Origin of the sequence: Rathayibacter sp. AY1G1, assembly GCF_002932095.1 — a bacterium.
Taxonomy (GTDB): Bacteria; Actinomycetota; Actinomycetes; order Actinomycetales; family Microbacteriaceae; genus Rathayibacter.
The window spans coordinates 1-24,583 of sequence record NZ_PSUZ01000018.1; the positions used below are offsets into that span (position 1 = coordinate 1).

Here is a 24,583-nt window from a genome sequence, read left to right on the forward strand (position 1 = left end):
AGGCCGGGGTATAAAATTGGCATTGAACATAGTGCACGCTGTTGAGTTCTCAAGAATCGGACACATCCCGCCTCCACACCAGAACGGTGCTTCACAACGAAAGTGATCGAAGTTTGCTGTACGAGGGCGTGAGCCACTCGATTTGTCTTGCTTGCCGAGACCGGTTAGGCTTGTCAGGACCGAAGTCCCGATCGCCTCCGTGGCAACTCGACTAACTTAGCACATCCGCAGGCCGTGTCAAGTCCGGCTTCTTCGTGGTGTTCGCTGCACGATCGAGGACCGCACCGCTGCACCGGGCTCGGCCGTGAGGCCTTGCAACGAAGCCGGGACCGTGTCCCGTGGAGGCTTTGCATCTTACGCTCGCGATCCCGCAGTCTTCAAGAGACGAATCTCTAACAGGCCTGGGAGCGAGGGGATGGTCCCCGCTTGAGGTGGGCCAGCTGGTCTCGACGCTCCGCGCCTGACTCCCGCTTGCCGCTCCTTTGGGGTGACGAGGAGTTACATTACGTCGGGCCTCGGCCGAGCGGCAAATCGCCTGCGTCCCGGGCGTGTCGCGATTCAGGGGCCGTGCGTCGCTGAGTGTCCGACTCGGTACCCGACACCGGCTACCGGCTACCGGCTACCGGCTACCGGCTACCGGCTACCGGCTACCGGCTACCGGCTACCGGCTACCGGCTACCGGACACCGGACACCGGACACGGGACACCGTGTTGATGAGACCGCCGACGCCGTCATCATCCGCGTCCGCTCGAGGAGAGCGGGCACGCGGTCAGCGGACGAAGGCCCCCGCGAAGCTCTTCTTGCCGCGACGGAGGACGGCGATCCCATCGATCAACGGGAGCTCGCCGAGCGTGACGGTCTCGGACGGGAGGGCGGTGTTGTTCACCGAGAGCCCGCCCTGGGCGAGAGCCCGCCGCGCCTCCCCCGTGCTGGCGACGAGTCCGGTCTCGACGAACGCCTGCAGCGCCGGCGTCTCCGGGGTCGCCTCCATCGAGGGCACCGCCTCGAGTGCGCCGCGGAGGATGACCGGGTCGATCCCCTCGAGCGAGCCCTTGCCGAAGAGCGCGGCCGAGGCGTCGATCACCGAGCGCGTCGCCTCCGCTCCGTGCACCAGCGACGTGACCTCCCAGGCGAGCGCGCGCTGCGCCTCCCGGCGGAACGGCTCGTCGGCAGCGGCCTTCTCCAGGCGCTCGATCTCCGTGCGCGACAGGAAGGTGAAGATCCGCAGGCGGTCGGCGACGTCACGGTCGTCCGTGTTGACCCAGAACTGGTAGAACGCGTACGGGCTGGTGAGCTCGGAGTCGAGCCAGACGGCGTTGCCCTCGCTCTTGCCGAACTTGGTGCCGTCGGAGTTCATCACCAGCGGTGTGCCGATCGCGTGGACCGACACGCCCTCCGTGCGGTGGATCAGGTCGGTCCCGCTCGTCAGGTTGCCCCACTGGTCGCTGCCGCCGGTCTGCAGGACGCACCCGTACTGCCGGTAGAGCTCCAGGTAGTCGAGTCCCTGCAGGATCTGGTAGCTGAACTCGGTGTAGCTGATCCCCGCGTCGGAGTTGAGGCGGGCGCTGACCGCGTCCTTCTTGAGCATCGTCCCCACACGGAAGTGCTTCCCGATCTCCCGCAGGAAGTCGATCGCCGACAGCGGAGCGGTCCAGTCGAGGTTGTTGACCAGGCGCAGCCCGTTGTCGCCGCCCGCGGGAACGAACCGGGACACCTGCGCCTGGAGGCGCTCGACCCACGCCGTCACCGTCTCGCGCGAGTTCAGCGTCCGCTCGGCCGTCGGACGCGGATCCCCGATCAGCCCGGTCGAGCCGCCGACGAGCCCGAGCGGCCGATGCCCGGCCAGCTGGAGCCGGCGCATGACGATCAGCTGCACCAGGTTCCCGAGGTGGAGGCTGGGCGCGGTCGGGTCGAACCCGCAGTAGTAGGTGATCGGCTCCCCCGACAGCAGCTCGCGCAACGCTCCCGCATCGGTCGACACGTGCACCGAGCCTCGCCAGACCAGCTCGTCCCACACGGAGTCGAAGGCGGGGTCGAGCCGCGGGCTCGTCGCGGACCCGGGGAGGTGCTGGTCGATCACCCGACCAGGCTACCGCGGCGGGAAGGAGCCGGTCTCCGGGAGTCAAGCGCACAGGCTTGATCCGGGGCGATCAAGTGCCGATACTTGATCGAGGAGGTCCGATGTTCGTCATCACCGCGGATCAGCGCGACAGCAGGCACGACCACGACCGCGTGGACCAGGCGATCGCGAGCCTGATCGACGACGGTCGGGCGTCGTTCGTCCTGCCCCCGGAGCGGACGGCGGGCGACGAGTTCCAGTGCGTGCTCGACCGGGCCGATGCCGTCGTCGCGCTCGTGCTCGAGCTGCACCGGACCGGCCACTGGAGCATCGGCCTCGGGATCGGCCCGGTCGACCGGCCACTCCCCGCGACCACGAGAGCGGCGACCGGGGAGGCGTACTTCGCGGCGCGCCGGGCGGTCGAGGCGGCGAAGGGCCGGCCGACGCGCTTCTCCCTCGATCCGGACGCACCGGGAACGGCGGCGCCGGCACCGGCGGACGTCCAGTCGCTGATCGATCCGCTCCTCCTGCTGCGCGACGCGCGCTCCGAGGCTGGCTGGCAGATCGTCGACCTGCTCGAGAGCGGCCTCTCCCAGAAGGATGCGGCCGAGCGCCTCGCCGTCAGCCCGCAGGCGGTCAGCCTCCGGGTCCGCGCGGCGAGTGCTCGAGTCGACGCTCCCGCCCGTGACGCGCTCGCGCGCCTGCTGACAGTGGTCGACCGTACGCTCGACCCCACCGACGAGAGGACACCCCGATGACGGCACCCCCCGGATCCCCCGCCCTGCTCCTCGCCTCCGCGCTGCAGTCCGCCTCGTGGACGGGCGTGGTGCTCGTGCTGCTCGCCGGACTCGCCGGTGCGGTGCTCGCCGTGCGCCTTCGCCGTCCGCAGCTCGCCTGGATCCCCCTCGTGGCGGCGGCCGCCGCCTTCCTGCTCACGGCGGTCGCCGGACCGTCCGCGCCCCCGATCCACTCCGTCCTGGTGGCGGTGCTGGCCTTCGCGCTGGCGATCGCGGGCGGCGGGCCGGTCGTGCTGCTCACCCTCCGGCTCGCGACGGCCGACTCCCGCAGCGGCAGCCACGGCGGCATCATGGTCGCCGGAACCTCCCGCCCCGCCGCCGGGAGCGCGCCCTCGGCGATCGGCCAGCCGATCGAGGTGCTGCGCGGGGGGACGACGATCGGGGTCCTCGAGCGGATCGCGACGGCCGGCGCACTGATGAGCGGTCTCCCCGAGGGGATCGCGGTCGTGGTGGCGATCAAGGGCGTCGGCCGCTTCAGCGAGCTCGCCTCCCCGGAAGCGCGCGAGCGGTTCATCATCGGCACGCTGGCGAGCCTCGCCTGGGCGGCGGCTCTCGGCGTTCTCGCCCGGCTCTACCTCGCGGGCTGAGCTCCGGGCCGCCGCCGGGGCACTGCTCTCCGGTAGGGCGAGACGGTGGGGTCGCCCGGGATGCTGAAGCGCCACGGGAAGTCGTCCCCGCCGCCCGGGCCCGAGACTCCGGTGCGCGGGCCCGCCGCCACGGAGGACGGCCTCTCCCCCGGCAGCAGCTCGAACGCCGCCTCGAGCGGGTCGCCCGACTCGGTGAGACGGACTCCGAGGGCCTTCGCCAGCCGTGCGGGTCCGCGGGCCAGATCCCGGCTGCGAACGGGTCCGCGCCGGATCATCGCGAGATCCTCCCCCGATACGACCTCGCCGGCGCGCAGCAGCACCGCCGACGCCGTGCCCGCCGGGGAGCAGACGATGTTCACGCAGGTGTGCATCCCGTAGGTGAAGTACGCGTACACGGACCCGGGCGGACCGAACATGGGAGCCGTCCGGGGTGTCGGTCCGCGGTGCGCATGCGAGCCCGGATCCTCACCGGTTCCGAGGTACGCCTCGACCTCGGTCAGCCGGACGCCGACCACGCCCTCCGGCGTGCGGTGCAGGAGGACGCGGCCGAGCAGCTCCGGTGCCACCTCGAGGGCCGAGCGCGCGAGGTCGGGGAGGTCGGCGCTCAGAAGAAGCTCTGGCCCGACACGAGGGTGATCACGATCACCGCGACGATGACGACTGCGGCGACGAGCACCAGAGTCCGCTGCTGCCAGGGGCGCAGCGGCGGACGGCCGTCGTCGCCCGGCGCTCCTCGAAGAGTCACGGGCGTTCCCCTCGGAGGGATCCGCGCACGACCCGGACGCGCTCGGTCAGCCGGGCGAGCTGCTCCGCGACGCGGTCGGGAGCCGTGCCGCCGACACCGTCCCGGCTCGCCACCGATCCCTCGATGCTGAGGACGGACCGCACGTCTGGAGTGAGCAGCGGCGACACCGAGGCGAGCGCGGCGTCGTCGAGATCCTCGAGCCCCCTCCCCTGCGACTCCGCCAGCTTGACCAGCTCACCGGTGATCTCGTGGGCGTCCCGGAAGGGCACGTGCTTCTTCACGAGCCACTCGGCCACGTCGGTCGCGAGGGAGAAGCCCTGGGGCGCGAGCTCCGCCATCCGGTCGGTGTGGAAGGTGAGGGTCGCGATCATGCCGCTGAACGCGGGCAGCAGCACCTCGAGGGTCGTCACCGAGTCGAAGACCGGCTCCTTGTCCTCCTGCAGGTCGCGGTTGTAGGCGAGCGGCAGCGCCTTGAGGGTCGCGAGCAGCCCGGTGAGGTTGCCGATCAAGCGGCCGGACTTCCCCCGGGCGAGCTCGGCGATGTCGGGGTTCTTCTTCTGCGGCATGATCGAGGACCCGGTCGAGTAGCCGTCGTCGAGCGTGACGAAGGCGAACTCCCGCGTGTTCCAGAGGATGACCTCCTCCGCGATGCGCGAGACGTCGATCCCGATCATGGCGGTGACGAAGGCGAACTCGGCGACGAGGTCGCGGCTGGCCGTCCCGTCGATCGAGTTCGGCACGCTCGACGCGAAGCCGAGATCGCGGGCGACCGCCTCGGCGTCGAGGCCGAGGGTCGAGCCGGCGAGGGCGCCCGAGCCGTAGGGCGAGACGTCCGCCCGGACGGCCCAGTCCCGCAGGCGCTCCAGATCGCGCAGCAGCGCCCAGCCGTGGGCGAGCAGATGGTGCGCGAGGAGCACGGGCTGAGCGTGCTGGAGGTGGGTGCGCCCGGGCATGATCGCCGTCGGGTGCGCCGACGCCTGCGCGGCGAGGGCGTCGATGAGCTGCACCACCAGCTCCGAGACGAGCGCCGCGTGGTCGCGGAGGTACATCCGGACGAAGGTGGCGATCTGGTCGTTGCGCGAGCGCCCCGCGCGGAGCTTGCCGCCGAGCTCGGGACCGGCTTCGAGCATCAGGCCGCGCTCGAGTGCGCCGTGCACGTCCTCGTCCGACTCGTCGGCGGCGAAGCTCCCGTCGGCGACGGCAGCCTCGAGCCGGTCGAGCGCCGCGAGCATCGCGGTGAGCTCGGCGTCGTCGAGGTAGCCCGCTCCGGCGAGCGCCCGGGCGTGGGCGCGGGAGCCGGCGAGGTCGTAGGGGGCGAGCTGCCAGTCGAAGTGGGTCGACCTCGAGAGCGCGGCGAGCTCGGGCGAGGGGCCGCCGGCGAAGCGGCCGCCCCACAGGGCTCCGGCCTCGCCCGCGCGGGCGGAGGGTCGTTCCGTCATGGTTCTCCTCGGGTTCGGCTGTCGAGTCTACTGAGCGGCGTCGGCGGTGCCGGCGCGCTCCAGGAGCCACACGAGCAGGGCCTTCTGCGCGTGCAGGCGGTTCTCCGCCTCGTCCCAGATCACGCTCTGCGGGCCGTCGATCACGTCGGCGGTCACCTCGTAGCCGCGGTCCGCGGGCAGGCAGTGCAGGAACAGCGCGTCGGGAGCGGCAGCGGCCATCGTGGCGGCGTCGACCCGGTAGGCGCCGAAGGTCGCGACGCGCGCCGCCTTCTCGTCCTCCTTGCCCATCGACACCCACGTGTCCGTGATCACGATGTCGGAGCCGGCCGCGCCCTCGTCGGGGTCGGTCGTGGTGATCGCCGATCCGCCGGTGGCCGCGGCGATGCGCTGCGCATCGGCCAGGACCGCCGCGTCCGGCGAGTACGACTCCGGGGAGACGATGCGGACGTGCATGCCGGCCGTGGCCCCCGCCAGGAGGTACGAGTGCGCCATGTTGCTCGCTCCGTCGCCGAAGAACGTGAGCGTGAGTCCCGCGAGGTGACCGCGGTGCTCGCGGATGGTCAGCAGGTCGGCGAGGAGCTGGCACGGGTGGAACTCGTCCGAGAGCGCGTTGACGACCGGCACGCGCGTGCTGCGCGCCATCTCCTCCAGGCCCGACTGCGCGTAGGTGCGCCACACGATCGCGGCGACCTGGCGCTCCAGGACCCGTGCCGTGTCGGAGGCGGTCTCCTTGCCGCCGAGCTGGCTGCTCGCGGTCGAGATGATCAGGGGGCTGCCGCCGAGATCGGCGATGCCGACCGCGAAGGAGACGCGGGTGCGCGTGGAGGACTTGTCGAAGATCACGGCGACGGTCTGCGGCCCGGCGAGGGGCTTCCGGGAGAAGCGGTCGCGCTTGAGCTCGAGGGCGAGGTCGAGGATCTCGGCCTGCTCGGCGGGAGTGATGTCGTCGTCGCGGAGGAAGTGGCGGGTCACGGTGCTGGTCGCTTTCGGTGGAGGTACGGGGTCAGAGGGTCTGCAGTGCGCGGCCGAAGCGCTCGGCGAACTCGGCGACGTCGGCGGCGGTCACCACGAGCGGAGGCGCGAGCCGGATGCTCGAGTCGTTCGCCGCGTTCACGATCAGGCCGGCGTCGAGGCAGGCGGCGGCGAGCTCGGCGGCGACCGGCCGGGTCAGGGCGATGCCCAGGAGGAGGCCCGCGCCGCGGACCCCTCCGATCAGGGGCGAGTCGAGAGCGGTCAGCGCGTCGACGATCTGCGCCCCGCGCTCCCGCGCGTTGCCAAGAAGGTCGGCGCGCTCGATCTCGGCGAGCACGGCTCCGGCCACGGCGGTCGCGAGCGGATTGCCGCCGAACGTGCTGCCGTGGTGGCCCTTCTGCAGGAGGTCGGACGCCTCGCCGAAGGTCACCAGCGCTCCGACGGGGAAGCCTCCGCCGAGCCCCTTGGCCAGGGTGACGGCGTCGGGCAGGATCCCCGCCTCCTGGTAGGCGAACCAGCGTCCGGTCCGCCCGACCCCGGTCTGGATCTCGTCGACGATGAGCAGCGCGCCGTGCTCGCGAGTGAGCTCGCGCGCGCGCTCGAGGTAGCCGCCCGGCAGGGGGATGACGCCCGCCTCCCCCTGGATGGGCTCGACGATCAGCGCGGCGACGGACTCGTCGAGAGCCGCCTCGAGGGCCTCGATGCTCGCCTCGAGGTGCTCGACCCCTCCCGGCATCGGCTCGAACGGCGCGCGCATGGCCGCCTTGCCGGTCAGCGCGAGCGCGCCCATCGTCCGCCCGTGGAACGCGTTCTGCAGCGCCAGGACGCGGTGCCGGCCGCCGGCCGCGTTCAGCCGCGCCAGCTTGAAGGCCGCCTCGTTGGCCTCGGTGCCCGAGTTGGCGAAGTAGACGCGGCCCGTCTCCCCGGCCCCGGTGAGGCGGCGCAGGGTCTCGGCCAGCTCGATCTGCGGGGCGGTCGCGAAGTAGTTGGAGACGTGGGCGAGCGCACCGGCCTGGCGCGTCACGGCCTCGACGAACACGGGATGCGCATGGCCGAGCGAGTTGACGGCGATGCCGCCGAGGAAGTCGAGGTACTCCCGCCCGTCGACGTCCCAGACCCGGCAGCCCTCACCGCGCTCGAGCACGGCGAGCGGCGGCGCGAAGGTCTGCATCATCGCGGCGGAGTAGCGGTCGCGCGCCGAGCCGGTGCGGGACGCGGTCGTGGGGGTGGACATGGTGGCCTTTCGATCGGAGCGGTCCGGCCGCGAGGGCCGACGGTGCGCGCGTCCCGGACGGGACGGGCGCTCGGAGCCGGGGCCGCTGAGGATCAGCGGCCCGACATTCGCTCCCGGTCGCGGGGGTCGAGCGAGGCGACGACCTCGGTGCCGATGCCCTCCGAGGTGAACACCTCGAGCAGGATCGAGTGCGGGATGCGGCCGTCGATGATGGCGGCCTTGGGCACTCCCCCGCGCACGGCGTCGAGGCAGGCGGTCATCTTGGGGATCATGCCCGATTCGAGCGAGGGCAGCAGAGCCGCGAGGTCGTCCGAGCGGATGTGCGAGACGAGCGACTCGCGGTCGGGCCAGTCGGAGTAGAGGCCGGCCACGTCGGTGAGGACGACGAGCTTCTCGGCGCCGAGAGCGACGGCCAGCGCGGCGGCGGCGGCGTCGGCGTTGACGTTCAGCGACTGCGTGGGGTCGTCCGAATCGGGGGCGATCGAGGACACGACCGGGATCCGGCCGGCCTCGAGCTGAGCGAGGACGGCGGCGGGGTCCACAGCGATCACGTCTCCGACGAGTCCGAGGTCGTGCTCCTCGCCGTCGATCACGACACCGCGGCGGCGGCCGACGAAGAGGCCCGCGTCCTCACCGGAGATGCCGGCGGCGAGGGGGCCGTGCTCGTTGATCCGGCGGACGATGTCGCGGCTGATGCTGCCGGTGAGCACCATCCGCACCACCTCCATCGCCTCGGGGCTCGTGACCCGGTAGCCGCCCCGGAACTCGCTCTCGATCCCGAGCCGGTCGAGCATCCGCGAGATCTGCGGCCCGCCGCCGTGGACGACCACGGGGCGGATCCCGGCGTAGCGCAGGTAGACCATGTCCTGGGCGAAGGAGCGCTGCAGCTCCTCCGACACCATCGCGTTGCCGCCGAACTTGATCACCATCGTGCGCCCGTGGAAGCTCTGCAGCCAGGGCAGCGACTCGATGAGCGTCGCGGCCTTCCCGGGCGCGGCGTCGCGCTCGGCGCGGCTCTCGGCCGAGAGAGTGGTGTCGTCGCTCATGGCCGCCTCAGCTCGAGTACGCGGAGTTCTCGTGCACGTAGTCGTGCGTGAGGTCGTTGGTCCAGATCGTGGCCGTCGCGTCGCCGGCGTGCAGGTCGATGTCGACGGCGACCTCCCGAGGGGCGAGGTCGACGAGGTCGCGGCTCTCGTGCGGCTCGCCCGCGAGGCAGACCTGCACCCCGTTCATCGCGACGTCGATGCCGTACGGGTCGAACTGCGCATCGGTCGTGCCCACGGCGGCGAGGACGCGGCCCCAGTTGGGATCCTTGCCGAAGATCGCGGCCTTGAACAGGTTGCTGCGGGAGACGGCGCGGGCGACGACCACGGCCTCGTCCTCGGTCGCGGCGTTCAGCACGCGGATCGCGACGTCGTGGGCGGCGCCCTCCGCATCCGCCTGCAGCTGCAGGGTGAGGTCGCGGCAGACCGCGGTCAGGGCCGCGGTGAACTCGTCGGCGTCGGCCTCGACGCCGCTGGCGCCGCTCGCGAGCAGTGCGACGGTGTCGTTCGTCGACATGCAGCCGTCCGAGTCGAGGCGGTCGAAGGTGACGCGGGTCGCGGCACGCAGGGCGGTGTCGAGAGCGGCGGACTCGAGGGCCGCGTCGGTCGTGATCACGACCAGCATCGTCGCCAGACCCGGCGCGAGCATCCCGGCGCCCTTGGCCATGCCGCCGATGCTCCAGCCCTGCTCGGAACGGACCACCGCCTGCTTCGGGACCGTGTCGGTGGTCATGATCGCGCGGGCGGCCGCCTCGCCCGCCTCGGGTCCCCCGGCGAGCTCGGCGGAGGCGCCGGTCACGCCGGCGGTGAGCTTCGCGAGGTCGAGCTGGTCGCCGATCAGCCCGGTGGAGCACACCAGCACGTCGCCGGCGGACACCTCGAGGCTCTCGCCCACGAGCTCCGCGGTGCGGTGGGTGACCTGGAAGCCCTGAGCACCCGTGTAGCAGTTGGCGCCGCCGGAGTTGAGGACGATCGCCGAGACGACGCCGTCGCGCATCACCTGCTCGCTCCAGAGGACGGGGTTCGCCTTGCAGCGGTTGCTCGTGAAGACCGCGGCGGCGCTCTGCAGCGGGCCGAGGTTCTGCACGAGCGCGACGTCGCGCGCTCCGGTCGACTTCAGCCCGGCGACGACTCCGGCCGCCCGGAACCCTGCTGCTGCGGTGACGCTCACGGCGCGACTCCGTTCACGCTCAGGCCGAGGGACTCCGGGAGTCCCAGGGCGATGTTGGTGGACTGGACGGCCGCGCCCGCGGTGCCCTTGACCAGGTTGTCGATGGCCGAGACGACCACGACGCGGCGGGCCCGCTCGTCCACGGCGAGTCCGATCAGAGCGGTGTTCGCCCCCACCACGTCGGCCGTCCGGGGGAAGGAGCCCTCCGGGAGCAGCTGGACGAAGGTCTCGTCGCCGTAGGCGGTCTCCCACGCGGCGCGCACGTCCTGCGCGGAGACGCCGGGAGCGAGGCGCGCGGTCGAGGTCGCCAGGATGCCCCGGGACATCGGCACGAGGACCGGGGTGAACGAGATCGAGACGGGTCCGGTTCCGGCGAGCAGGAGGTTCTGCCGGATCTCGGGATTGTGGCGGTGCGCTCCGCCGAGGCCGTAGGCGTGCGCGGAGCCGAGGAGCTCGCTGGCGAGGAGGTCGATCCGCAGGCTCTTGCCCGCACCCGAGGGTCCGACGGCGAGGACCGCGACGAGGTCCGACGACTCGATCACTCCGGCGTGCAGGCCGGGGGCCAGGCCGAGCGTGATCGCCGTGACGTTGCAGCCGGGGACGGCGATGCGCCGCACTCCGGCGAGCGCCTCGCGCTGCTTGCGTCCGCCGCCGCCGATCAGCAGCTCCGGGAGCCCGTAGGGCCAGGCCCCGGCGAAGTCGCCCCCGTAGAAGTCGGCCCAGTCCTGCGGGTCGGTCAAGCGGTGGTCGGCGCCGCAGTCGACGACGAGGACGTCCTCGGGCAGGGTCGCGGTGATCTCGCCCGACTTCCCGTGCGGGAGGGCGAGGAAGACGACGTCGTGCCCGGCGAGGTTCCCGGTCGTCGTGTCGACGAGGACGAGGTCGCGGAGCGAGCGGAGGTGCGGGTGCACGGCGATGAGGGGCTGACCCGCGTTGGCGTGCGCCGTCACCGTGCGCACCTCGAACTCGGGGTGGTCGGCGAGCAGTCGCAGCAGCTCGCCGCCCGCGTAGCCGCTCGCACCGGCCACCGCCACGGAGAAAGTCATGCCCGAGAGCCTAGCCGGTGCGGGGCCCCGCCCGGCCGAGCCGGACGGGACCCCCGGCCTCACTCGCGGAGTCGGACGCCGAAGCGCTCCGCCGCCACGGCCACGCCGTTCTCCTTCGCGGCCGTCGCCTCGGCCGCGGTGAGCGTGCGGTCCGGCGCGCGGAAGCGCAGCGCGAACGTCAGCGACTTCGTCCCCTCGGCGAGCCCGGTGCCGCGGTAGTCGTCGACCAGGCGGATCGCCTCGAGCAGCTCGCCCGCCCCCTCGGCGACGGCGGCGCGCACGTCGGCTGCCGCGATGCCGACCGGCACGACGAGCGAGAGGTCCTGGGTCGCGGCGGGCAGCGCGCCCACCGGACGGGCCACGACGACCCTCCCGGCCCGCGCGAGCAGCGGCTCGAGGTCGAGCTCGACCACGGCGACGCGGCGCGGGAGGTCGAGCTCCTCGGCGAGCGCCGGGAGCAGCTCCCCCGCGTGCCCGATGACCGCGCCGTCGAGCACGACCTCGGCGGTGCGGCCCGGGTGCAGCGCGGCGTGGGCCCCCTGGCGCAGCACGAGCTCGGTGCCAGTCGCTGCGGCGACCTCGCGGACCACGTCGAGGGCGTCGCGCCAGTCGACGTCACGCCCGGCGACACCGGGCTGGCGCACGACGGCGGCACCCGTGAGCAGCGCCGCGAGGTGCCGCGGCTGCGGCGGAATGCCCGCGTTCAGCTCGGCCTCGACCTCCGCGGACGGACGCGTCCCGCCCGCAGGGAGCGCCCCCGAGCCGAACGGGCGGCCGGCAACCGGGAGGAAGACGGAGCCGAGCTCGTAGACCGCGAGATCCGTCAGGCCGCGCGAGCGGTTGCGGGCCGCGACCTGCACGAGACCCGGCAGCAGAGAGATCCGCAGCTGGCCCGCGGTCGCGTCGAGCGGGTTGGCGAGCGTGATCTGCTCCTGCGGCTCCCCGTCGACCGAGCCGAGCCGGTCGTTGATCGAGCGCGAGAGGAACGGGTACGAGAGCACCTCGGTCAGACCCGCGGCGGCGAGCGCCTGGGCGAGGGTGCGGCGCAGCCGCTGGCCCGGGGTCAGCCCGCGGCCGGGAGGCGCCACGGGCAGGATCGCCGGGATGCGGTCGTACCCGGTGATGCGGGCGACCTCCTCCGCGAGCGAGGCGCGGTCGACGAGGTCGGGGCGCCAGCTCGGCGGAGTCACCAGCAGGCCCGCTCCGCCGGCCTCGACGGAGGCGCCGATCTCGACGAGCGCGCCGCGGATCTCCTCCGGGGTGTACTCCACGCCGATGAGGCCTGCGACGTAGCCGTCCGGCAGCTCGACCGGCTCCGCCGTGCGCGGGTCGGCCAGGACCGAGCCGAGCTCGTCCGCCGTGCCGCCGGCGAGCTCCACGAGCAGCTGCACCGCGCGGGCCGCGGCGACCGAGGCCACCTCGGGGTCGACGCCGCGCTCGAAGCGCCGCGACGCCTCGCTCGGCAGCTTGTGCCGGCGAGCCGTCCGGGCGATCGAGACCGGGTCGAAGTTCGCCGCCTCGAGCAGGACGTCGGACGTGGCGTCCGAGATCTCGGTGCGCGCGCCCCCCATCACTCCGGCGAGGCCGATCGCTCCGCTGTCGTCGGCGATGACGAGGTCCTCCGCGTGCAGGCGCCGGGTCTGGCCGTCGAGCGTCTCGAGGGTCTCCCCCGGCGCGGCGCGCCGCACCACGATGCCGCCCTGCAGGGTCGCCAGGTCGTAGCCGTGCAGCGGCTGGCCCAGCTCGAACATCACGTAGTTGGTGATGTCCACGACGAGCGAGATCGAGCGGACGCCGGCCAGGCGCAGTCGCGCGAGCATCCACGGCGGCGTCGGTCGCGAGACGTCGACGCCCCGGACGACGCGCGTGACGAACACGGAGGCGCCGACACGTCCGCGGATCGGCGTCTCGTCGGCCACGGACACGGGGAAGACGGGCGCCGTCTCCGTGCGCTCGTGCGGAGGGAGCGCCCGAGCGGGGTCGCGGAAGGCGGCTCCGGTGGCGTGGGCGTACTCGCGGGCGATGCCACGGATCGAGAAGGCGTAGCCGCGGTCGGGCGTCACGTTGACCTCGACCGCGGCGTCGTCGAGACCGAGGAGCGCGACGGCGTCCGTGCCCGGCTCCGGGTCGAGCCCGAGCGAGGCGAGGCGGAGGATGCCCTCGTGGTCGTCCCCGAGGCCGAGCTCGCGGCTCGAGGCGATCATCCCGTCGGACACGTGCCCGTAGGTCTTCCGCGCGGAGATCGGGAACGGCCCGGGCAGGACCGCACCCGGCAGGGACACGACGACCTTGTCGCCGGCCGCGAAGTTGTGGGCTCCGCAGACGATGCCGCGGACGTCCTCTCCACCGTCGGCGGCACGCCCGCCCTCCGGGGCCACGCGGACGTGGCACCAGTTGATGGTCTTGCCGTTCTTCTGCGGCTCCGGAGCGAGGTCGAGCACCTCACCGACGACGACGGGCCCGGTCACCTCGAACCGGTGGACGTCCTCCTCCTCCAGGCCGACCGACACCAGGGCCGCGTGCACGGACTCCGTCGTGACGTCCTGCTCGAGGTCGACGTACTCCCCCAGCCAGCTCAGCGGGATGCGCATCAGATCACCATCCCGTACTGCTCGCTGAAGCGGACGTCGCCCTCGACCATGTCGCGCATGTCCTTCACGTCGTTGCGGAACATCAGGGTCCGCTCGATCCCCATGCCGAAGGCGAACCCGGAGTACTCCTCCGGGTCGATCCCGGCCGCGCGCAGCACGTTCGGATTCACCATGCCGCAGCCGCCCCACTCGATCCAGCGGGCACCGCCGACGAAGGTCGGGTGCCAGACGTCCAGCTCGGCGCTGGGCTCGGTGAAGGGGAAGTAGTTCGGGCGCAGGCGGATGCGCGCGTCGTCGCCGAAGAGGATCCGCGCGACGTGCTCGAGGGTGCCGCGCAGGTGCGCCATGGTCAGGCCGCGGTCGACGGCGAGGCCCTCGAACTGCGTGAACACGGGCGTGTGCGTCGCGTCGAGCTCGTCGGTGCGGTACACCCGTCCGGGAGCGATCACGTAGAGCGGCAGCGGGCGCTCGAGCATCGAGCGGATCTGCACCGGCGAGGTGTGCGTGCGCAGCACCAGGTGCGAGTCGACGGGGTCGACGAAGAAGGTGTCCTGCATGGCTCGGGCCGGGTGGTCCTCGTCGAAGTTCAGGGCGTCGAAGTTGAACCACTCGTTCTCGAGCTCCGGCCCCTCCGCGATCTCCCAGCCCATCCCGACGAACACGTCGGCGATCGACTCCTGGAGCAGCGAGAGAGGGTGGCGGGCGCCGCGGCGCACGAAGCTGGCACCGGCGGTGACGTCCACGCGCTCGGCCTCGAGCGCGGCCGCGTCCTCGGCCTCGACGAGCTCGGCCTCGCGGGCGGCGTAGGCGTCGCCCACCTGCTTGCGGGCACCGCCGACGAGCTTGCCGGACGCCGCCTTGTGCTCGGGCGGGACGGAGCGCATCTGCGCGTTGAGGCGGGCGAGGGCGGACCCCTCGCCGAGGTGGGCGGCTCGGGCGGACTTCAGAGCGGTGGAGTCGCCCGCCGCGCCGATGGCGGCGAGGGCGTCGGCGACCGCCGCGGAGACGGCCTCATCGGTGATCGGGTTGCTGTCTGACACGATCCCCCAGTGTAGGCGAGGGCCTCCGCCCCCTCCCGCCGCCCGCGCGCGGCGCTCGTCGCGCTCGCCCGCGGCCAGGCCCCCATCTGCGCCGACGGCCCTCGAAGCCCCGCCACCGGCGCTGCTCGACCAGCAGGGGCGGGTTCTCGCTACGCCGGGGTCGGAGGCTGCTCGACCGGCAGGAAGCTGGGCGCCGCCGGACGGGAAGACGCCCGGACCGATCGCGACTCCCCGATCACCACCGCCTCCGCGTCGACGACGCCGGAGCGGAGCACCACCGCTCGATGCGCTGAGCGATCGCCGGACCCTCGAGGCGAACGGACGAATCGCGTGCGAGCGATTCCTCCTAGCCGGACGCAGGACGCTCTGCGGAACCCGACCCCGTCAGGAAGCCGACCGCGGTGAGGATCGCCCTCGGGCGATCCTCACAGTTCAATCCTGCACAGCGATCAGCTGCGTGTCCGTCTGCGCGCGGGCTGCGGGGTGGCCGCCGATGGTGCGGCCGCCGCGTCCGCCGCTCTTCGTGCGGATCTCGATCCACTTCGCCAGCCCCGAGAGGAGGAGGCAGATGCCGATGTAGATCGCTCCGATGACGATCGCCGCCGGGATGATCGGGCTGTCGAGGCTCGACTGGTTGCCCAGGTAGCGCGCGTAGTACAGCAGCTCGTTGTAGGTGATGATCGAGCCGAGCGCCGTGTCCTTGAGGGCGACGACGAGCTGGGCGATGATCACGGGCAGCATCGAGCGGATCGCCTGGGGGAACAGGATGAGCCGCATCACGCCGGACTTGCGCAGGCCGATCGCGTAGCCCGCCTCCTTCTGTCCTCGCGGGAGGGCTTCGATGCCGGCGCGGAAGATCTCGGAGAAGACGGAGCCGTTGTAGAGGGTCAGGGCGATGACGACGGCGAGGTAGGGGCTGAGCTTGAGGCCCGCGAACGGCAGGCCGTAGTACATCAGCATCATCAGGATCAGGACGGGGATCGCCCGGAACAGCTCGATGAAGAGCGTGACGGGGACGTTGATCCAGCGCCGGTCCGAGAGCCGGCCGATCGCCAGGAGGAGGCCGAGGACGAGGCTGGCGACGCCCGCCGTGGCGAAGGCCGCGAGCGTGCGGCCGAGGGCGCCGCCGATGCTCTGCCAGACCAGCGGGTAGCCGAACGCGCGCCACTTGGAGGCGTCGAACTGGCCGGACTCCGCGAAGCGCCAGACCACGAAGCCGAGGAACGCCGCGATCAGCAGGACGACGACGACGCCGATGACGCGGTTGCGCACGACGGCCCGGGGGCCGGGGTTGTCGAAGAGGACGGAGCTCATCGGGCGACCCTCCACTTCTTCTCGAGCTGACGTTGGACGAGCGAGAGCAGGGTGACCAGGACCACGAAGACCAGGGCCACCCAGAGGACGACGATGAGGCTGTTCTCGCCGCGCTCGTTGAGCACGCGGACGATGGTGCCCGCCTCCGCGACCGAGAAGCCGGCGGCGACGGTGGTGTTCTTCAGCAGCGCGATCAGGACGCTCATGAGCGGCGGGATCACGGAGCGGAAGGCCTGGGGCAGGACGACCTGCGTCATCGTGAGGCCGAAGTCGAGGCCGATCGCGCGGGCCGCCTCGGCCTGGCCGATCGGCACGGTGTTGATGCCCGACCGCAGCACCTCCGCGACGTAGGTCGCGGTGTAGAGGCTGAGGGCGCAGATCGCCAGGTTCGTGTAGTCCACCTGCGGCAGGTCGAGCTTGGGGTAGCCGAAGGCGAAGAAGAACATCACCAGCGTGAGCGGGGTGTTCCGGATGGTGTTCACGTACACCGTGCCGACCGCGCGGGCGATCGGGACGGGCGAGACGCGCATCGCGCCGACCACCGTGCCGATCAGCAGGGCGAACACGAGCGAGACGCTGAAGAGGATCAGGGTGTTGCCGAAGGCCGGGACGTAGACGTCGAGGTTGTTCAACAGGACATCCATGCGGCTGGCCCTTCTGTCGGAGCGGTGGTGGTGGTCGAGGAGAGGGGACCCCCGGGCGGCGGTCGGGCCGCCCGGGGCGCCTCCTAGTAGTCGTTCACCGCCGGCTGGGTGACGGTCGTGCCGGACTGGCCGAGCGTCTCGTCGTAGATGGCGCTCCAGGTCTCGCCGCCGTCGGTCAGCATGCCGTTGACGAAGTGGCGCAGGGCGTCGTCGTCCTTCGGCAGGCCGATGCCGTAGAGCTCGGTGCTGAAGGGCTCTCCGACGACCTTGAGCTCGTCGGGCTTCTGAGCGGCGTAACCGATCAGGATCGCGCCGTCGGTGGTGACGGCGTCGACGGTGCCGTCGGAGAGGGCGTCCACGCACTGCGAGTACGTGTCGAACTCCTCGGTCTTCACCTCGGGGTAGTTGGTGCGGATGTTCTGGATCGGGGTGGAGCCGGTGGCCGAGCACACGGTGGTGTCGGCGGTGAGGTCGTCCGGTCCGGTGATCGTGTCGTTGTCGGCCGCGACGAGCAGCTGCTGGCCGGTCTCGAAGTAGGGTCCGGCGAAGCCGACCTGCTCCTTGCGCTTGTCGGTGATCGAGTAGGTGCCGACGTAGTAGTCGATGTCGCCGTTCACGATCGACGCCTCGCGGTTGGCCGACGGGATCGCCTGGAACTCGATGGCGTCGGCCGCGAAGCCGAGCGAGGCGGCGGTCCACTTGGCGATCTCGATGTCGAAGCCGGAGCGCTCGCCGGTCGCCGCGTCGAGGTAGCCCAGCCCGGGCTGATCCTCCTTGACGCCGATGACGACCTTGCCGTCCGCGGTCATCGCGTCGAAGGTCGGGCTGCCCTCGAGAGTGACGTCGGAGGCGACCTCGTACGCGGAGGTCCCTCCCTCGGAGCCTCCACCGGCGCCGCCGCCGGCGGTTCCGGCGTCGCCGGAGCAGCCGGCGAGGGCGAGGGTCGCTGCCGCGAGTCCCGCGGTCATGAACATGAGCCTGGTGCGCATGATCGTCCTTCCTGGGGTTCGGCCCGCCGGAGCGGGCGATGTCGGGTCGGCTCCCGGGTCACGGGTCCGACCTGCCTGGTGGCTGCTGATCGCGCTTCTAGTGCGTGATGAGCTTGGAGAGGAAGTCCTTGGCCCGGTCGGTGCGGGGCGCGGTGAAGAACGACTCAGGGTCGGTGTCCTCGAGGATCTCGCCGTCGGCCATGAACACGACGCGATCGGCGGCCTTCCGGGCGAAGCCCATCTCGTGGGTGACGACGATCATCGTCATCCCGTCCTTGGCGAGCCCGACCATCACGTCCAGGACCTCGTTGATCATCTCGGGGTCGAGCGCCGAGGTCGGCTCGTCGAACAGCATCACCTTGGGCTTCATCGCCAGCGCCCGCGCGATCGCGACGCGCTGCTGCTGCCCGCCGGAGAGCTGGGCCGGGGTCTTGGCGGCCTGGTGGCCGACGCCGACCCGGTCGAGCAGCGCCGTGGCCTGGGCCTCCGCGTCCTTGCGGGAGAGCCCGCGGACCTTGATCGGGCCGAGGGTGACGTTCTCGAGGATCGTCTTGTGCGCGAAGAGGTTGAACGACTGGAAGACCATCCCGACGTCGGCGCGGAGCGCGGCGAGGCCCTTGCCCTCCTCCGGGAGCTTCTGACCGTCGATGGTGATGGTGCCGCCCGAGATCGTCTCGAGCCGGTTGACCGTGCGGCAGAGCGTCGACTTGCCGGATCCGGAGGGGCCGAGGACCACGACGACCTCGCCCCGGTGCACCGTCAGATCGATGTCCTTCAGGGCCTGGAAGTCGCCGTAGTGCTTCTGCACCCCGGAGAGGACGACGAGGGGTTCACCGGCGGGAGCGGCGGCGCGCTCGTCTTGCGGGGCTGTGACCATGCCGTCAGAGAAGCACACGGGGATGGGCCGGTCAAATCATGAGGGAATTCTTAACCGAAGGGTAACAACGCGCCCTGTTCTCCAGGTTCGCGGCACCCTCGGCCCGGTTCCTCTCAGGAACGCAGCGCGAAGGCGCTCTCGTACAGGCAGACGGAGGCCGCGGTCGCGAGGTTCAGCGACTCCGCCGCCCCGTAGATGGGCACCGCCACCACGCCGTCGACGAGGGCGAGCGACTCGTCCTCGAGGCCGCGCGCCTCGTTGCCGAAGACCCAGACGATCGGCTGGGCGAGGTCCCCGCGGGTGCGGACGTCGAGCAGGTCCTCCCCCTTCACGTCGGCCGCGACGGAGCGCAGTCCCACGCCGCGGAGCCGGCCCAGCACGTCGGCGAGGTCGGCGCCGACCGCGACCGGGAGGTGGAAGAGCGAGCCGGTCGTGGAGCGCACGACCTTGGGGTTGTAGAGGTCGACCGAGCGGCCGGACAGCACGACCGCGTCAGCGCCGGCGGCGTCGGCGGCACGGATGATCGTGCCGAGGTTGCCCGGATCGCGGACCTCCTCGAGCACCGCCACGAGGCGCGGCTCGGAGGCGACGACGTCCTTGAGCGACGTGGGGAACTGACGGCAGACCGCGACGAAGCCCTGCGGAGTGACGGTGTCGGCCATCGCGTCGAGGACATCCTCGGTCACGTACTCGATGTCCACCTCCGCCTCGGCGGCCGCGGCGACGATCTCGGGGTGCCGCTCCAGAGCGGTCGGAGTCGCGAACGACTCGACGATCAGCTCCGGGCGGTACTGCAGCGCCTCGGAGAGTGCCTGCGGGCCCTCGAGGAGGAAGAGCCCCGTCTCGAGCCGGGCCGGGCGGCGGGTGAGCTTCGCCACGGAGCGGACACGGGGAGAGCGGGGGTTGTCGAGCATGCGGCGAGCCTATCGGCGCGGTGATCGCCGCCCCCGCAGACACGGCGCGGGAGGGCCCGCGAACGACGGAGGGGGCCGCGACCTCTCGGTCGCGACCCCCTCCGGGAATCCGTGCTGACTACGCTGCGGCCTTGGGCGCCGAGGTGTCGGCGGGCAGCGCGCTCTTCGCGGTCGCGACGAGCGAGGCGAACGTGGCCGGCTCGGTGATCGCGAGGTCCGCGAGGATGCGGCGGTCGACCTGGACGCCGGCCAGGGCGAGGCCCTGGATGAAGCGGTTGTAGGTCAGACCGTTCGCGCGGGACGCGGCGTTGATGCGCTGGATCCAGAGACGACGGAACTCGCCCTTCTTGGCGCGGCGGTCGCGGTACGAGTAGACGAGGGAGTGGGTGACCTGCTCCTTCGCCTTGCGGTAGAGGCGCGACCGCTGGCCGCGGTAGCCCGAGGCGCGCTCGAGGATGACGCGACGCTTCTTGTGGGCGTTGACGGCCCTCTTCACTCTTGCCATTGCTGTTTCTTCCTATCGATCCGTGTCGGCTGAGTAGCGACCACGCGGCGCAGCGGGCTGCGCCGGCGGTGGGCTACAGACCGAGAAGCTTCTTGGCGACCTTGGCGTCCTGCGGGGCGAGGACCTGGTCCTGGTTGAGGCGGCGCGTGCGAACGCTGGACTTGGACTCCAGGTTGTGACGCATGCCGGCCTGCTGCTTCATGACCTTGCCGGAGCCGGTCACCTTGAAGCGCTTCTTGGCACCCGAGTGGGTCTTCATCTTGGGCATGTTCTCTCCTTGTGAACGTCACTCCGCGCTCGGCGGGGCGAAACCGGTGCCCCGCGAGCGGGGCGTCCACCGGCCCCGAGGCCGGGGCGGCGAAGTACTAGACGGACTCGGCCTCGGCCGTGTCCTCGGGGGTGTTGGCCTCGCGACGAGCGGCGCGGACCGCATTGGCCTCGGCCTTCGCCTCGGACTTGTTCTTCAGCGGGCCGATGACCATCACCATGTTGCGACCGTCGATGGTCGGGGTGGACTCGACCTGGCCGAACTCGGCGACGTCCTCCGCGAAGCGCTGGAGCAGGCGGACGCCCATCTCGGGACGCGACTGCTCGCGACCGCGGAAGAGGATCATCGCCTTGACCTTGTCGCCGGCCTTCAGGAAGCCCTCGGCGCGCTTGCGCTTGGTCTCGTAGTCGTGCTTGTCGATCTTCAGGCGGAAACGGACCTCCTTGAGGATCGTGTTCGCCTGGTTGCGACGGGCTTCCTTGAGCTTCTGAGCCTGCTCGTACTTGAACTTCCCGTAGTCCATGATCTTGGCCACGGGCGGCTTGGAGTTGGGGGCGACCTCGACCAGGTCCAGGTCTGCGTCCTGCGCGAGTCGCAGGGCGACCTCGATCTTGACGACGCCGACCTGTTCTCCTGCGGGACCCACGAGGCGGACCTCGGGGACGCGGATACGGTCGTTGGTACGGGGATCGCTGATTGCGTTTCTCCTCTGATCTCGGTGAGTGCAGCTGCGCTGCCGGAGTCTTCTCCAGCGCACCCGAGAGAGGTGATCGTCCCGTCCACGTCGTGCCTGCAGCACGGCGCTCGCACCCTGTGACGCGGTTCCCGAGGCGGACCTCGAGAGCCGCAGCCCTGCCTCCGGTGGTCTGACGACCCTCGGGGGCGGAGTGCTTCTGACCCGGTAACCTTGTGAAGCGGTCAAGCGCGGGTGGGAGAATCTCCACTTTCGAACCGAGGACATGCCTCGGAGCCCGGACAACCATAGCAGACCGGCGGCCCGCCCGACAGAGCGGATCCGGCCGCCCCTCGATCCTCTGCTGCGGCGGCCGCGCCCCTCCACCACGGACGACGAACGAAGGACCCATGGCCCAGTACGACGACGACTACACGCGACGATTCGGCGAGGACGGCGGAGCCTCCGACGTGGAGGCCGCGCGCGACATCGCGGAGGTCCCGGCGGTGGAGATCATCACCACCGCCGCCGTGCACCTGATGAGCGCGGCCGCCGTCAAGTGCGGGCTCGCCGACGAGCCCGGAGCGCAGGTCGACCTCGACGAGGCGCGCAAGCTCATCAACGCGCTCGCGGGCCTGGTCACGGCCGGGGCGCCCGACATCAGCGACATGCACGCCCGGAGCCTGCGCGACGGCCTCCGCACCCTCCAGCTCGCGTTCCGTGAGGCGTCCCCGATCGCCGACCCGATCGGCAAGGGCCCGGGCGAGAAGTGGACCGGCCCGGTCACCTGATCGGGAGTCAGCGGGCGGCGGCGAGCTGCAGCGTCATCGAGTCGACGCGCTGCGCGACGGTCTCGTCGGCCGCCCACCGCTCCCCCAGGCGCGCGACGAGGGCGCCGAGCGCGTCCTGATCGAGCCCCGGGCGCAGGCTCAGGACCACCACGAGCTCGGGCCCCGCCAGGCGCTGCTCCGGATCTCCCGCGCGCACCTCGAGCGAGGCGACCGCCCGCTCCCCCTCCGCAGCCGCGCGCAGAGCCCGGAGCACCTCCGCATCGGCGGGGGCCGGCCGCCAGTCGCCGCCCTCCGCGATCGCCCAGAGCGCCGGGCGCCGGACCGCGAACGCCCGCTCGGACGCGGGGTCGAGGACCATCACCTCGGTGCCCTCCGCGACGGCCGCCAGGGCCGCGCGGCGCCCGTCGACAGGGACGGGACGGGCGGCCGGGTCCCACCGGCGCATGCTCTCGACGCCGCTGAAGACGGGGAGCACCGTGCGGCCGTCGGGTCCGGCGACCGTGACGATCGCGAGCTCCTGCGTCTTGTCCGCCCGGAGTCCCCCGACCCCCTCGGCCTCCTCGCCGAGGCGGGCGACCAGAGGGATGAGCAGGCGGGACGTGCGGAGCGCGTCGACCACGGCCTCCGGGCCGCGAGTGCCACCGGCGAAGGACTCGAGCGCGGCGACCAGCGCCTCCGGGGCGCTCCCGTCGTCCTCCGGTGCTGCGCTCGGCTCGAAGTGCCGGCCCGCCCAGGGAGTGCCGGCGGAGTCGGTCAGATGCGCCGGGAGCGGGCGGGGCTCACTCGGATGCGACATCCAGGGCCTCCGCGAGCGTGAACGCGCCCGCGTACAGCGCCTTGCCGACGATCGCGCCCTCGAGCCCCTGGGGCACGAGGTCGCGCAGAGCGGCGATGTCGTCGAGGTTCGAGATGCCGCCCGAGGCGATCACGGGGCGGTGGGTGCGGGCCATGACCTGCTCGAGGAGCTCGAGGTTCGGGCCCTTGAGCGTGCCGTCCTTCGTGACGTCGGTGACGACGTAGCGGGTGCAGCCGGCCTCCTCCAGGCGGTCGAGGACCTGCCAGAGGTCGCCGCCCTCCTTGGTCCAGCCGCGCGCGGCGAGCGTGGTGCCCCGGACGTCGAGCCCGACGGCGATCTGGTCGCCGTACTGCGCGATGACGCTCGCGGCCCACTCGGGGTTCTCGAGCGCCGCGGTGCCGAGGTTGATGCGCTTCGCGCCGGCGCTCAGCGCGGACTCGAGGCTGCGGTCGTCGCGGATCCCGCCGGAGAGCTCGACGTTGACGCCCTTCACCTGCCGGATGACCTTCTTCATGATGCCGTGGTTGTCGCCGCGGCCGAAGGCGGCGTCGAGGTCGACGAGGTGGATCCACTCCGCGCCCTGGTCGGCCCAGTCGCCCGCGGCGTCGATCGGGTCGCCGTAGTTGGTCTCGGTCCCGGCCTCGCCCTGCGTGAGCCGCACGGCCCTGCCGCCCGCCACGTCGATCGCGGGCAGGAGGACCAGGCCCGGGGCCTTGGTGAACTCGCTCATCGTCATCCTCAGTCTCGGAGCCGGTGCCGGCCCCTGGAGGCGCCGACCACCGGCCGATCCTAGTTCGTGCGGAGGGTGCCCAGCCAATTGGCCAGCAGCCGGAGCCCGGCGGCCCCCGACTTCTCGGGGTGGAACTGCGTGGCCGAGAGCGGCCCGTTCTCGACCGCGGCGATGAAGGGGCCTCCGTGATCGGCCCAGGTGACCGCGGGACGCGGGAACGGGGACATCACGTCGAGCGACCACTCGCGGGCGCCGTAGGAGTGCACGAAGTAGAAGCGCTCCTCGGCGATGCCGTCGAAGAGCACCGAGCCCTCGGGAGCGGAGACGGTGTTCCAACCCATGTGCGGGACGACCTCGGCCGGGAGGAGGTCCACCGTCCCCGGCCACTCGCCCAGGCCCTCGCTCTCGACCCCGCGCTCGACGCCGCGCTCGAAGAGCACCTGCATCCCGACGCAGATGCCCAGGACGGGGCGCCCGCCGGCGAGGCGCTTCTCGATGATCTCGCCGCCGCGGGCGCGGGTCAGTGCCGACATCACGGCGTCGAAGGCGCCGACGCCGGGCACGAGGAGGCCGTCCGCCTCCAGCGCCCGCTGCCGGTCCCCCGTCAGCTCGACGTCGGCCCCGGCGAGCTCGAGCGCCTTGACGGCGGAGTGCACGTTCCCCGAGCCGTAGTCGTAGACCACGACGGAGGGGCGGGCCGAGCTCACAGCGCGCCCTTCGTCGACGGCACGCCGGAGACGAGCGGATCGAGGGCCTTGGCCTGACGGAAGGCGCGGGCGAACGCCTTGAACTCCGCTTCGGCGATGTGGTGCGGGTCCCTGCCGCCGAGCACCGTGACGTGCACGGTGAGGCCGGCGTTGAACGCGATCGCCTCGAAGACGTGGCGCACCATCGACCCGGTGAAGTGGCCGCCGATCAGGTGCAGCGCGAAGCCCTCCGGCTCGCCGGTGTGCACGAGGTAGGGGCGCCCCGAGATGTCGACGACCGCCTGCACGAGCGCCTCGTCGAGGGGGACGAGCGCGTCGCCGAAGCGTGAGATCCCGGCCTTGTCGCCGAGAGCCTGTCGGATGGCCGTGCCGAGTACGATGCCGATGTCCTCCGCGGTGTGGTGGATGTCGATCTCGATGTCGCCGCGGGCCCGGACGCGCAGGTCCGTGAGCGAATGCTTCGCGAACGCCGTCAGCAGGTGGTCGAAGAAGGGCACGCCGGTCTCGAGATCGGCGACGCCCGTGCCGTCGAGGTCGAGGGAGAGCTCGATGCTCGACTCGCTGGTGGCACGGCTGAGGGAGGCGGTGCGCCCGGGTGCGGCGCTCGGGGAGGTCATGCCTCCCAGTCTATTCGCGCCGCGTCGCCGCCC

Annotated in this window: 26 protein-coding genes; 3 read left to right on the forward strand and 23 right to left on the reverse strand. The window is 72.0% G+C overall.

Features of this window, described 5'->3' with window-relative positions; all coding sequences use genetic code 11:
* Positions 1-770: 770 nt before the first annotated feature.
* Positions 771-2,081, reverse strand: a complete 1,311-nt coding sequence (tyrS, locus tag C5C36_RS11070) for a tyrosine--tRNA ligase (protein ID WP_104309757.1) — start codon at positions 2,079-2,081, stop codon at positions 771-773.
* Positions 2,082-2,182: 101 nt separating this feature from the next.
* On the opposite strand from tyrS, the gene C5C36_RS11075 reads away from it, so the two are divergent.
* Both C5C36_RS11075 and C5C36_RS11080 read left to right on the forward strand, forming a co-directional pair.
* Positions 2,183-2,818, forward strand: coding sequence for a DNA-binding protein (locus C5C36_RS11075; RefSeq protein WP_104226322.1), 636 nt, complete (start codon positions 2,183-2,185; stop codon positions 2,816-2,818).
* The gene (locus tag C5C36_RS11080) at positions 2,815-3,444 is read left to right on the forward strand and encodes a hypothetical protein (protein WP_258059401.1); all 630 of its coding nucleotides are present in this window, start codon (positions 2,815-2,817) and stop codon (positions 3,442-3,444) included. The genes C5C36_RS11075 and C5C36_RS11080 overlap by 4 nt, the downstream gene beginning before the upstream one ends.
* Here C5C36_RS11080 and C5C36_RS11085 read toward each other — a convergent pair.
* From C5C36_RS11085 to infC, 18 genes are all read right to left on the reverse strand, one after another.
* Complete coding sequence (locus C5C36_RS11085) at positions 3,429-4,052, reverse strand: DNA-3-methyladenine glycosylase (RefSeq protein ID WP_104226321.1); 624 nt, start codon at positions 4,050-4,052, stop codon at positions 3,429-3,431. The two genes, C5C36_RS11080 and C5C36_RS11085, sit on opposite strands and share 16 nt — an antisense overlap.
* A complete protein-coding gene (locus tag C5C36_RS17635) occupies positions 4,049-4,189 on the reverse strand; it encodes a hypothetical protein (protein WP_160034127.1) in 141 nt (46 codons plus the stop codon). The genes C5C36_RS11085 and C5C36_RS17635 overlap by 4 nt, the downstream gene beginning before the upstream one ends.
* A complete protein-coding gene (argH, locus tag C5C36_RS11090) occupies positions 4,186-5,628 on the reverse strand; it encodes an argininosuccinate lyase (RefSeq protein ID WP_104250193.1) in 1,443 nt (480 codons plus the stop codon). The genes C5C36_RS17635 and argH overlap by 4 nt, the downstream gene beginning before the upstream one ends.
* 27 nt (positions 5,629-5,655) lie before the next feature.
* Entirely contained in the window at positions 5,656-6,600 is a 945-nt protein-coding gene (gene argF, locus C5C36_RS11095) for an ornithine carbamoyltransferase (protein WP_104309758.1), read from the reverse strand.
* Between the two features lie 31 nt (positions 6,601-6,631).
* Positions 6,632-7,834 carry an acetylornithine transaminase gene (locus C5C36_RS11100; protein WP_104309759.1) on the reverse strand — a complete coding sequence of 401 codons (1,203 nt, stop codon included), beginning with the start codon at positions 7,832-7,834 and terminating at the stop codon, positions 6,632-6,634.
* A 92-nt stretch (positions 7,835-7,926) separates the two neighbouring features.
* The gene (gene argB / locus C5C36_RS11105) at positions 7,927-8,880 is read right to left on the reverse strand and encodes an acetylglutamate kinase (protein ID WP_104224497.1); all 954 of its coding nucleotides are present in this window, start codon (positions 8,878-8,880) and stop codon (positions 7,927-7,929) included.
* A gap of 7 nt (positions 8,881-8,887) precedes the next feature.
* Positions 8,888-10,048 carry a bifunctional glutamate N-acetyltransferase/amino-acid acetyltransferase ArgJ gene (argJ, locus tag C5C36_RS11110; RefSeq protein WP_104255576.1) on the reverse strand — a complete coding sequence of 387 codons (1,161 nt, stop codon included), beginning with the start codon at positions 10,046-10,048 and terminating at the stop codon, positions 8,888-8,890.
* The gene (gene argC, locus C5C36_RS11115) at positions 10,045-11,094 is read right to left on the reverse strand and encodes an N-acetyl-gamma-glutamyl-phosphate reductase (protein ID WP_104268757.1); all 1,050 of its coding nucleotides are present in this window, start codon (positions 11,092-11,094) and stop codon (positions 10,045-10,047) included. The genes argJ and argC overlap by 4 nt, the downstream gene beginning before the upstream one ends.
* A 59-nt stretch (positions 11,095-11,153) precedes the next feature.
* Positions 11,154-13,685: a phenylalanine--tRNA ligase subunit beta gene (pheT, locus tag C5C36_RS11120; protein WP_104309760.1), complete on the reverse strand. Its 2,532-nt coding sequence runs from the start codon at positions 13,683-13,685 to the stop codon at positions 11,154-11,156.
* Positions 13,685-14,725 carry a phenylalanine--tRNA ligase subunit alpha gene (gene pheS / locus C5C36_RS11125; protein ID WP_104250188.1) on the reverse strand — a complete coding sequence of 347 codons (1,041 nt, stop codon included), beginning with the start codon at positions 14,723-14,725 and terminating at the stop codon, positions 13,685-13,687. The genes pheT and pheS overlap by 1 nt, the downstream gene beginning before the upstream one ends.
* A 432-nt stretch (positions 14,726-15,157) precedes the next feature.
* Entirely contained in the window at positions 15,158-16,039 is an 882-nt protein-coding gene (locus tag C5C36_RS11130; RefSeq protein WP_104224492.1) for an amino acid ABC transporter permease, read from the reverse strand.
* Positions 16,036-16,683, reverse strand: coding sequence for an amino acid ABC transporter permease (locus C5C36_RS11135; protein ID WP_104224491.1), 648 nt, complete (start codon positions 16,681-16,683; stop codon positions 16,036-16,038). The genes C5C36_RS11130 and C5C36_RS11135 overlap by 4 nt, the downstream gene beginning before the upstream one ends.
* Before the next feature lie 83 nt (positions 16,684-16,766).
* Positions 16,767-17,672 (reverse strand): glutamate ABC transporter substrate-binding protein, encoded by a 906-nt coding sequence (locus tag C5C36_RS11140; RefSeq protein WP_181027238.1) that lies wholly within the window; start codon positions 17,670-17,672, stop codon positions 16,767-16,769.
* Positions 17,673-17,769: 97 nt separating this feature from the next.
* Entirely contained in the window at positions 17,770-18,549 is a 780-nt protein-coding gene (locus tag C5C36_RS11145; protein WP_104224489.1) for an amino acid ABC transporter ATP-binding protein, read from the reverse strand.
* A 113-nt stretch (positions 18,550-18,662) separates the two neighbouring features.
* Entirely contained in the window at positions 18,663-19,463 is an 801-nt protein-coding gene (locus tag C5C36_RS11150) for an RNA methyltransferase (RefSeq protein ID WP_104309761.1), read from the reverse strand.
* Positions 19,464-19,581: 118 nt separating this feature from the next.
* Positions 19,582-19,968, reverse strand: a complete 387-nt coding sequence (gene rplT, locus C5C36_RS11155) for a 50S ribosomal protein L20 (RefSeq protein WP_104224487.1) — start codon at positions 19,966-19,968, stop codon at positions 19,582-19,584.
* Positions 19,969-20,041: 73 nt separating this feature from the next.
* Positions 20,042-20,236 carry a 50S ribosomal protein L35 gene (rpmI, locus tag C5C36_RS11160; protein WP_055793295.1) on the reverse strand — a complete coding sequence of 65 codons (195 nt, stop codon included), beginning with the start codon at positions 20,234-20,236 and terminating at the stop codon, positions 20,042-20,044.
* 97 nt (positions 20,237-20,333) lie between these two features.
* Entirely contained in the window at positions 20,334-20,882 is a 549-nt protein-coding gene (gene infC, locus C5C36_RS11165; RefSeq protein ID WP_374952931.1) for a translation initiation factor IF-3, read from the reverse strand.
* Between the two features lie 437 nt (positions 20,883-21,319).
* Here infC and C5C36_RS11170 point away from each other — a divergent pair, with 437 nt between their 5' ends.
* On the forward strand, positions 21,320-21,700 hold the full coding sequence (locus C5C36_RS11170) for a DUF1844 domain-containing protein (RefSeq protein WP_104313470.1): 381 nt from the start codon (positions 21,320-21,322) through the stop codon (positions 21,698-21,700).
* Positions 21,701-21,707: 7 nt separating this feature from the next.
* On the opposite strand, the gene C5C36_RS11175 is transcribed toward C5C36_RS11170, so the two are convergent.
* From C5C36_RS11175 to hisB, 4 genes are read right to left on the reverse strand one after another with little or no spacing between them, the layout of a single operon-like run.
* Positions 21,708-22,496: an SseB family protein gene (locus C5C36_RS11175; protein ID WP_104309762.1), complete on the reverse strand. Its 789-nt coding sequence runs from the start codon at positions 22,494-22,496 to the stop codon at positions 21,708-21,710.
* Positions 22,480-23,226 carry a bifunctional 1-(5-phosphoribosyl)-5-((5-phosphoribosylamino)methylideneamino)imidazole-4-carboxamide isomerase/phosphoribosylanthranilate isomerase PriA gene (priA, locus tag C5C36_RS11180; RefSeq protein ID WP_104224506.1) on the reverse strand — a complete coding sequence of 249 codons (747 nt, stop codon included), beginning with the start codon at positions 23,224-23,226 and terminating at the stop codon, positions 22,480-22,482. The genes C5C36_RS11175 and priA overlap by 17 nt, the downstream gene beginning before the upstream one ends.
* A gap of 59 nt (positions 23,227-23,285) precedes the next feature.
* Positions 23,286-23,933 (reverse strand): imidazole glycerol phosphate synthase subunit HisH, encoded by a 648-nt coding sequence (hisH, locus tag C5C36_RS11185; protein WP_104309763.1) that lies wholly within the window; start codon positions 23,931-23,933, stop codon positions 23,286-23,288.
* A complete protein-coding gene (gene hisB / locus C5C36_RS11190) occupies positions 23,930-24,550 on the reverse strand; it encodes an imidazoleglycerol-phosphate dehydratase HisB (protein ID WP_104224484.1) in 621 nt (206 codons plus the stop codon). The genes hisH and hisB overlap by 4 nt, the downstream gene beginning before the upstream one ends.
* Positions 24,551-24,583 lie beyond the last annotated feature (33 nt).

Coding starts and splice junctions, on each gene's coding strand:
- C5C36_RS11075 (WP_104226322.1), top strand. CDS start 2,183: ATGTTCGTCATCACCGCGGATCAGCGCGACAGCAGGCACGACCACGAC.
- C5C36_RS11080 (WP_258059401.1), top strand. CDS start 2,815: ATGACGGCACCCCCCGGATCCCCCGCCCTGCTCCTCGCCTCCGCGCTG.
- argH (WP_104250193.1), bottom strand. CDS start 5,628: ATGACGGAACGACCCTCCGCCCGCGCGGGCGAGGCCGGAGCCCTGTGG.
- C5C36_RS11100 (WP_104309759.1), bottom strand. CDS start 7,834: ATGTCCACCCCCACGACCGCGTCCCGCACCGGCTCGGCGCGCGACCGC.
- argB (WP_104224497.1), bottom strand. CDS start 8,880: ATGAGCGACGACACCACTCTCTCGGCCGAGAGCCGCGCCGAGCGCGAC.
- argC (WP_104268757.1), bottom strand. CDS start 11,094: ATGACTTTCTCCGTGGCGGTGGCCGGTGCGAGCGGCTACGCGGGCGGC.
- pheT (WP_104309760.1), bottom strand. CDS start 13,685: ATGCGCATCCCGCTGAGCTGGCTGGGGGAGTACGTCGACCTCGAGCAG.
- C5C36_RS11130 (WP_104224492.1), bottom strand. CDS start 16,039: ATGAGCTCCGTCCTCTTCGACAACCCCGGCCCCCGGGCCGTCGTGCGC.
- C5C36_RS11135 (WP_104224491.1), bottom strand. CDS start 16,683: ATGGATGTCCTGTTGAACAACCTCGACGTCTACGTCCCGGCCTTCGGC.
- C5C36_RS11140 (WP_181027238.1), bottom strand. CDS start 17,672: ATGCGCACCAGGCTCATGTTCATGACCGCGGGACTCGCGGCAGCGACC.
- C5C36_RS11145 (WP_104224489.1), bottom strand. CDS start 18,549: ATGGTCACAGCCCCGCAAGACGAGCGCGCCGCCGCTCCCGCCGGTGAA.
- C5C36_RS11150 (WP_104309761.1), bottom strand. CDS start 19,463: ATGCTCGACAACCCCCGCTCTCCCCGTGTCCGCTCCGTGGCGAAGCTC.
- rplT (WP_104224487.1), bottom strand. CDS start 19,968: ATGGCAAGAGTGAAGAGGGCCGTCAACGCCCACAAGAAGCGTCGCGTC.
- rpmI (WP_055793295.1), bottom strand. CDS start 20,236: ATGCCCAAGATGAAGACCCACTCGGGTGCCAAGAAGCGCTTCAAGGTG.
- C5C36_RS11170 (WP_104313470.1), top strand. CDS start 21,320: ATGGCCCAGTACGACGACGACTACACGCGACGATTCGGCGAGGACGGC.
- C5C36_RS11175 (WP_104309762.1), bottom strand. CDS start 22,496: ATGTCGCATCCGAGTGAGCCCCGCCCGCTCCCGGCGCATCTGACCGAC.
- priA (WP_104224506.1), bottom strand. CDS start 23,226: ATGAGCGAGTTCACCAAGGCCCCGGGCCTGGTCCTCCTGCCCGCGATC.
- hisB (WP_104224484.1), bottom strand. CDS start 24,550: ATGACCTCCCCGAGCGCCGCACCCGGGCGCACCGCCTCCCTCAGCCGT.